This window comes from Hydrocoleum sp. CS-953 (genome assembly GCF_002260545.1).
GTDB lineage: Bacteria > Cyanobacteriota > Cyanobacteriia > Cyanobacteriales > Microcoleaceae > Trichodesmium.
In genome coordinates, this window is record NZ_LGSU01000900.1 from 1 (window position 1) to 5,327 (window position 5,327).

The 5,327-nt window shown below is 35.3% G+C and carries 2 protein-coding genes and 1 pseudogene; all 3 read right to left on the reverse strand.

What is annotated here, in order from left to right; all coding sequences use genetic code 11:
* Positions 1-196: 196 nt before the first annotated feature.
* On the reverse strand, positions 197-1,912 hold the full coding sequence (locus AFK68_RS12065) for an AarF/ABC1/UbiB kinase family protein (RefSeq protein WP_094672106.1): 1,716 nt from the start codon (positions 1,910-1,912) through the stop codon (positions 197-199).
* 851 nt (positions 1,913-2,763) lie between these two features.
* Positions 2,764-3,582: DegT/DnrJ/EryC1/StrS aminotransferase family protein (locus AFK68_RS12070; RefSeq protein ID WP_094673033.1), on the reverse strand; the 819-nt coding region annotated here is incomplete at its 5' end.
* 1 nt (position 3,583) lies between these two features.
* Positions 3,584-4,241: pseudogene (locus AFK68_RS12075) on the reverse strand (DegT/DnrJ/EryC1/StrS family aminotransferase); the annotation flags it as partial.
* Positions 4,242-5,327: the final 1,086 nt, after the last annotated feature.

Here is a 5,327-nt window from a genome sequence, read left to right on the forward strand (position 1 = left end):
TCCATTTAGTTTCAAGCCTCTCCTTTTCAGGAGAAAAAAGAAATTATGATTTCCTTATCTTTAATCTGATGGTTTTAACCAGAGGTAATTATCCATTATTCATTATCCATTATCAATTAATGAAAGGAGATTTTTAGGAAAAATTATGACTACTTATTCCTTATTTTCCTAGTAATTCATTGGCATAATATACTATTCAATTTTGACCCCTTGCTTGAAAATTTGTCATTGCCATTACAGAGGGTAAAATTGCCTCAGCTCTCTGTGTAGAAAATTCTGCTAGAGCGCCTAGGGCAAGATTAAACAAACGATTTGGTTGAAGGTCATCTTGAATTAAACCCCACAGACGACCAACCTCTTCTGTATGAATCCGATCATCTTCTACAATTGCTAGTATCAATTGTTTTCGGAGAAATTCACCCTCTTCGCTCAAAAGATATTGTAAACCTAATTGAGCAGTAGGTAGTATATCAAAATTTTGGTCTGTCTGGGCTATGCCAATCAAATTTTCTAGCCTTTGCCATTGAAACTTTCCATCTTTAAACAATACCTCAATCAACCGACGACGTAATGCTGGGGACTCACCTTTTAATAATCTTCTTGCCACATAAGGATAAGCGACATCTACAATTCTAAAATCTGGATTTAGGGAAAGAGCTAAACCCTCTTCAGTAACTAGAGAACGAATAATTAGAGCAAATTTAGCAGGGACTCGGAAAGGATAATCATACATTAATTCCGAGAATTTATCTGTAATTGTCTTAAAGTTAAAATCCTTGACTTTCTCGCCCATAATATCTCCCAGCACTATTTCTAGAGCTGGTATGATTGGCTGAATATCTACATCTGGTGCAAGAAACCCAAGCTTGACAAAATCTTTAGCCAACTCCTGATAATCTTTATTAATCAAATGAATTACTGAATCAACCAAAGTTTCTTTAGTTTCCTGCTCAAGTTGATCCATCATGCCAAAGTCAATGTAGGCCATCCGACCATCTCTCAAGGCAAATAAGTTGCCGGGATGAGGATCTGCATGAAAAAAGCCAAATTCTAGTAACTGACGTAAACCGCTAGTTACACCTACTGTAATAAGAGTATCAGTATCAAGACCTGCTGCTTGAACTTGTTCTGTATCTAATAATTTCAGACCATCTATCCATTCTAGGGTCAAAACATGGGTGGTAGTATAACGCCAATATATTGATGGTATTTTTACGCTTGGGTCATCTGCGAAATAGGTGGCAAATCTTTCTGCATTACGTCCTTCATTTATATAGTCAATCTCTTCAAATAGCTTTGTGCCAAATTCATCTACAATCATGGATAAATCGTGGCCGAGATTGAGAGGCAACCACGGAGCTAACCAACTTGCTGTCCACCGCATTAAGAATAAATCTAGAGTTATGGTGGGTAGTAAATTTGGTCGTTGAACTTTGACTGCTACATTTTCGCCACTTTTAAGACGTGCCTGATAAACTTGACCCAGACTAGCTGCTGCAACTGGTCTGGGAGAGATTTCGCTATATATATTGTTGATGTTTTGGCCTAATTCTGTCTCAATAATTGAGATGGCTGTCTTGTTGTCAAAAGGTGCTAACTGGTCTTGTAATTTTATTAGTTCTTCTAAGAAGTCTTTCCGAATTAAGTCTGGTCTTGTGGATAGTGCCTGACCTACTTTAATGAATGTTGGTCCTAAGCGAGTTAGTATTCTTCGCAGTTGAGTTGCTCGTTCGGGAGTATCTTCTACTTTGTGATATCGCCATTTGTCCCACAAAACTCCCAAAACAAAACTAGCAAAAGAAGAGATTATAACAAAAAATCTCCATATGACTAACCAAAGACGGTGTTGGTAATGTTTAGCGATCGCTTCTGGATCGTACCTTCTATTTGAAATGAAGTGATTATCGCCCACTTTTAATATTTTCCTCTTAAATTTTATATTTTTTATTTATTGTTTTGAAAAAGCGGTCAGCGGTCAGCGGTCAGCAGTCAGCAAGATTATTTTTTTTAAGTTTAAAAGGATATTTCAACTCCTCCTAAAAATCCTGCCCTTTGGTTTGCCGGAGATTAACCCAAGTTCAAAAAGCTGAAGCTGTTTGCGTAGTATCCCGGAACGGAAATACTAAAAGCTGATAGCTAGTTAAATGGCAAATTTTCAGTAATTCAGAAGGTATAGCGCTACGCGCAAGTTATCAACTCAAAAGTTAAAAAGTCAAAAGTTATCTATGACCAAAAAATTAGGTTTCCTGCCCCTTTTAAGGGGGTCAAAAAAATCAATTTCAGTATTTCAAGTCTCTGAATTCAGCGGTCGGTACTGATAACTGAATAAAATTTGATCCCTGCTGTCTTACATTAAATTTTTTTTATTTTTATTAAGTATAGTATACAAATTTTCGGCNTCTGAATTCAGCGGTCGGTACTGATAACTGAATAAAATTTGATCCCTGCTGTCTTACATTAAATTTTTTTTATTTTTATTAAGTATAGTATACAAAACTACAAATTTCCCAAATGAATTTTAAAGAAATATTAAAGTCAAAACTATTATCAAAATAATTTGGTCTAATACCAATTTCACAAACTTAAACGACACTTATCAAAGTAATCTATCGAACTTGAAAGACAAGAGGTCAAGTTATGTGTAGTCTGACTTTAGGAGATTGATATAACACCCCCCTTTTAAGGCGAAATGTTTTTGGAGGGTTACTCAAAATCCTCGTTACAAAAAAACTTCTGACTTCTAACTTCTAACCTCTGACTACGTTAAAGTTCTTGTAGAGAGTCTTTCAAAGCAAATATAACTTGCTCTTGTTGTGGAGTGGAAAGTTCAGGAAACATAGGCAAAGACAAAACCTGATGGCAAATTTGTTCTACAACTGGTAATTGACGGTGTGCCAAAGATTTGTAAACAGGCTGTAAATGTAAAGGTGTGGGATAGTAAATTGCTGAACCTATTCCCTTATTTTGTAACTGAGCGCGAACCCAATCACGCAGAGAACTAGAAAAACGAGACTTTGCTGTAGCTTCTAACTCTTGACTTTTGAGCATAATTGTGTATTGATTCCAAACACATCTACCTCCAGCTAACTCTTGAGGAGGAACTACAGCACTTATGCCACTAATAAATTTATGGTAAATATCTGCTAAGTCACGACGTTGCTGATTCCAACTATCTAGATAAGGTAATTTAACTTGCAAAATTGCAGCTTGTATGGTATCTAGACGACTATTAATACCGATGTGTTCATAAAAATATTTGTTAGACTGTCCATGATTTTTGAGCATCCGGACTTGAGCAGCGATCGCCGGATTATTTGTGGTCAGAGCGCCTCCATCTCCAAAAGCTCCTAAATTTTTAGTAGGAAAAAAACTAAAACACCCAATATCACCAAAACTTCCGACTTTTTTGTTATTCCATTCTGCTCCAGTAGCTTGGGCACAATCTTCTATGACTATTAAATTATACTGGCGAGCGATCGCCATTAACTTGGTCATATCTACAGGTTGACCAAATAAATGTACTGGCAAAATAGCCTTTGTTTTTTCAGTTATAGCTGCTTCAAGTTGTTGAATATCTAAATTNTTGTTAGACTGTCCATGATTTTTGAGCATCCGGACTTGAGCAGCGATCGCCGGATTATTTGTGGTCAGAGCGCCTCCATCTCCAAAAGCTCCTAAATTTTTAGTAGGAAAAAAACTAAACACCCAATATCACCAAAACTTCCGACTTTTTTGTTATTCCATTCTGCTCCAGTAGCTTGGGCACAATCTTCTATGACTATTAAATTATACTGGCGAGCGATCGCCATTAACTTGGTCATATCTACAGGTTGACCAAATAAATGTACTGGCAAAATAGCCTTTGTTTTTTCAGTTATAGCTGCTTCAAGTTGTTGAATATCTAAATTAAAAGTCTGGGGATTAATATCAATAAAAATTGGAGTTGCTCCTACAGCACTAATTACTTCAGTAGTAGCAAAAAAAGTGAAAGGAGTAGTAATTACTTCATCTCCAGGCCCAATATTTACAGCTCGTAAAGCTAAAAATAAAGCATCAGTCCCAGAGTTGCAGGATACACAATGAGATACATCTATATATTTAGCAAATTGTTTTTCAAAGTCATCAACAATAGAACCTCCAATATAACGACCAGAAGCAAGTACATCTTGAACTTTGGCATTTATTTGTTCGCGAATTATTTCATACTGTCGTGTTAAATCTAGAGGGGGAACATTAGTCATATTGATAGTAATGAATTAGAGAATAAGAGTATAATCAAAATTATAGTATTGTTATCGTCAAATGCTTTCACAAAAGTGATTTCTTTGAGAGGTCTTTAGTAGCGATATTAGTATTATCATCTCCGAACACAACAATGTATTAGCTTTTTCTCTTCTTCCTAAATCTCATATCTAAATCCCTACATTCAAAATCAGTTCTCAAGTCTAATTCCTAATTTATATACCAATCAGGAATGATTTATGGGGNAGAGATAAATTCTTGACTTAGCGATTTGCTGTACTTGCTATCTGAGTTATAAAATACCACTGCTTTTACTGAGTTTAACTCAGTCTGAGAAAATTTTGCCGAAAAATATTAGTATTATCATCTCCGAACACAACAATGTATTAGCTTTTTCTCTTCTTCCTAAATCTCATATCTAAATCCCTACATTCAAAATCAGTTCTCAAGTCTAATTCCTAATTTATATACCAATCAGGAATGATTTATGGGGTGCATCTCAATATTTGCAAAAATACTTTTTTCTTATTCTCTATTCCCTATTACCGAAAAATAAAGGTATAAAGCCTCTCACTCGCTGTGGAGAAACAAGAAAAAATTTTCCTTTTATTCAATCCTCTCCCTAAAAGGAAGAGGTAATTATCAATCATCCATTATCCATTATTGAACCTGTTCCCTGTTCCCTAATAGCTATAAATTTTTGTCTTTCTCAAAATTGAGATGCACCCGATTTATGAGATATTTAATAACAATTAAGATCAATCAAAATCCTTTTATATTCTGACTCCTGACTCCTGTACGGGCGATTCGCGAATTAGCAGCATTCCGCAGGAAATCGCCCCTACCACTAAAATATTACAACTGAAATAGGATTGCTATATATATTTAGAAAAGAATATAGCAATCCTATTTTATTCGTGTCATTTCAGTTATCACTTAACAGTTATAGTTATTCTGAATAAGACTGGAACGAGTGTTTCTTTCCTTGAAAGGGTTTCAGCCAAAAAAATGTTTCATCCTTATTTGAAATGACTATATCAGTTATCAGGACCTCCAACTAAAGCCCGGAGATTTGAAATAATGAA